This window comes from Nocardiopsis sp. NPDC007018 (genome assembly GCF_040635075.1).
GTDB lineage: Bacteria > Actinomycetota > Actinomycetes > Streptosporangiales > Streptosporangiaceae > Nocardiopsis.
This window is the reverse complement of sequence record NZ_JBEYHA010000107.1, coordinates 1-2,360: the sequence shown is the minus strand read 5'-3', so window position 1 is coordinate 2,360 and position 2,360 is coordinate 1. Positions and strand designations below refer to the sequence as shown.

Here is a 2,360-nt window from a genome sequence, read left to right as displayed (position 1 = left end):
GTAGCCGAGGAGGCCGATCTTGCCGACGTCGTACGGGTTGTCGTACTGAATCCACTCCTTGCCGCGCAGGGTGTGGCCCACCGTCCGCCGCCCGCGCCCGCCCGCAGCGCCTCCCGCCCTCCTGGCTAGGCTGGGGGGATGTCGGAGACCGGGGAGCCGCCCCAGGCCGTACCACCGCCGGACGCACCACCGCCGGGTACCGCTCCGCCCTCGCACGCGCCGACCGCCGCCGCTCCCGCCCCCGGCACGCGACCCCCGGCCGTCCCCACCGGGCGCACCGCCCCGCTGGACGGCGCCTCCTGGCCGGGCGAGCTGCGCCCCTACCAGCGCGTGGCACTCGCGGAGGTGGACCGGCGCTGGGCCGACGGCGCGCACCGGACCTGGATCGTGCTGCCTCCCGGCTCCGGCAAGACCCTCGTCGGGCTGGAGGCCGCACGCCGCCTGGGCCGCCGCACCGTGGTCCTGGTGCCCAACACCGCGATCCAGGGCCAGTGGGTGGGGCACTGGGAGCGGTTCACCCGCCCCGAGGGGTGCGCCGCCGGGACCTCCAGGGACCTCGGTCACGCCGTCAACGTGCTCACCTACCAGTCGCTGGCCGTCTTCGACCCGGACGCCGAGACCGACGAGGAGGGGCGCTCGGCCACCCCCGTCCGCGACCGGCTGCACGCCAACGGGCGCGCCCTGGTGGACGCGCTGCACGCCGCCGGTCCGCTCACCCTCCTTCTGGACGAGTGCCACCACCTGCTCCAGGTGTGGGGGCGCCTGCTCGCCGAGGTCCTCGACGGGCTTCCCGACGCCCGTGTGGTCGGCCTGACCGGGACCCCCGCCGCGAGCCTCACCGCCTCGGAGAAGGACCTGGTCGACCGGCTCTTCGGCCCGCCCGTCACCGGAGCGTCCCTGCCCGCGCTGGTCCGGGACGGCTACCTGGCCCCGTTCGCCGAACTCGTGCACGTCACCGAACCCACGCTCACCGAGCACGAGTACCTGGCGGGGCAGGCCTCCCGCTTCGAGGCGATGTGCACGGACCTGCTCGCCCCCGGGTTCGCGACCACGGACTTCCTCCCCTGGCTGGACGCGCGCTTCGTGTCCCGAGACGCCCGGGAGGGCGGGCGCGTGGGGTGGGGAACCCTGGCCGTGCGGGAACCGGAGCTCACCGACGCCGTGCTGCGACTCCACCACCGGGGGCTGGTCGCGCTGCCCGAGGGGGCCCGGCTGCGGGAGCGGCACCGGCACCCTCCGCAGGCCGAGGACTGGACGGCGCTGATCGGCGACTACGCCCGCAACTGTCTGGACCCGGAGGTCGAACGGGACCGGGAGGCCCGCGACCGTGTCCGGACGGCCCTTCCCTCAGTGGGCTACCACCTCACCCGCAACGGCATCCGGCGCGGAGCCTCACCGGTGGACCGGGTCCTGGCCCGCAGCGCCGCGAAGTCCCTGGCCACGGTGGAGATCCTGGCCGCCGAAAGCGACGCGGTGGGGCCCCGGCTCCGCGCGCTCGTGCTCTGCGACCACGAACGCGCCACCGCCCGCGCTCCCGCCGCGCTCCGGGGCGTGCTCTCCGACGACGCCGGTTCGGCGTGGCTCCAGGTGAGCCAGCTCGCCGCCGACCCCCGTACCTCGGCGCTGGACCCGGTCCTGGTCACCGGCCGTACCGTGGCGGTGGGTCGCGGCACCGGCACGGCGTTCCTGGAGTTCGCCCGGGCCGCGCTGCCCGGGGTCGATCTGACCCTGCGCGAGACCGACGGCTTGTACCAGGTGGAGGGTGCCTGGACCTCGCGTACGTGGGTGGGCGTGGTGACGGCCTTCCTGGAGTCCGGCGGCTGCCAGGTGCTGGTGGGGACGCGGGCGCTGCTCGGCGAAGGGTGGGACGCGCGCGGGGTGAACACCGTGGTGGACCTGACCACCGCCACCACTCCCACGTCGGTAGTGCAGAGCCGGGGGCGGGCGCTGCGCCTGGACCCGTCGTGGCCGGAGAAGGTGGCGCACACCTGGACGGTGGTGTGCGTGAGCCGCGAGCACCCGCGCGGCGCGGCCGACTGGGGCCGCTTCGTGCGCAAACACGAGGGCTATCTGGGGGTGGGCGCGGACGGCGAGGTGATGAGCGGGGTGGCGCACGTGGACCCGGAGCTGTCCCCGTACGACCCGCCCGAGGACCCGGCGCGGGTGAACCGCCGGATGGCGGCGCGCGCGGCGGACCGCGAGGGGACCCGGGCCCGGTGGCGTCCGGGCGCGGGCTACGCGGACGTGCTCCTGCCGACGCTGCGGGTGCGGGAGGCGCGTGCGCTGCCGTCGGCTTCGGCCGGGGCGGTGGCCCGGCGTCCGGCCGCCGCCCCCCCCCCCCCCAAGGCTACCAGGGGGTA

At 76.3% G+C, this 2,360-nt stretch carries 1 protein-coding gene; it reads left to right on the top strand.

The window, feature by feature from the left end; all coding sequences use genetic code 11:
- Window positions 1-138: 138 nt before the first annotated feature.
- Window positions 139-2,360 (top strand): DEAD/DEAH box helicase family protein (locus ABZ635_RS27085; protein ID WP_357770077.1); only part of this gene is annotated, 2,222 nt, incomplete at its 3' end.